1 protein-coding gene is annotated in these 290 nt (G+C 59.7%); it reads right to left on the reverse strand.

Annotation, left to right across the window (positions count from 1 at the left end):
• The coding region (locus ACXAH3_RS16500) for a hypothetical protein (protein ID WP_474863364.1) at positions 1-290 on the reverse strand (290 nt) is incomplete at both ends.

Genomic DNA, 290 nt, shown 5'->3' on the forward strand with positions numbered 1-290 from the left:
CAGCGTGATATCTGCAGGATCAACAGCCGCGCCATTCAGCGTGTCTGTATCCAGAACCGACGGGGTGTCACCACCCGCAAAACCATTGATCGGTGCCATGGTATCGTCCACTGCATCAATCGGGGCTGGGTCCACTACGACAGTCGCCGTCGCCGTGTCGCAGTTGGTCGGGTTCAGGATCTCACAGATCTCATAGGGATAGCTATAGCTGCCAGCCGTCGTGCCGGGGGCAACCGTGATCGTGCCATCGGCATTCATCGTGATCGAACCCGCAGCAGGTGTCGGAGCCG

This window comes from Aliiroseovarius sp. ABM4_368 (genome assembly GCF_056161205.1).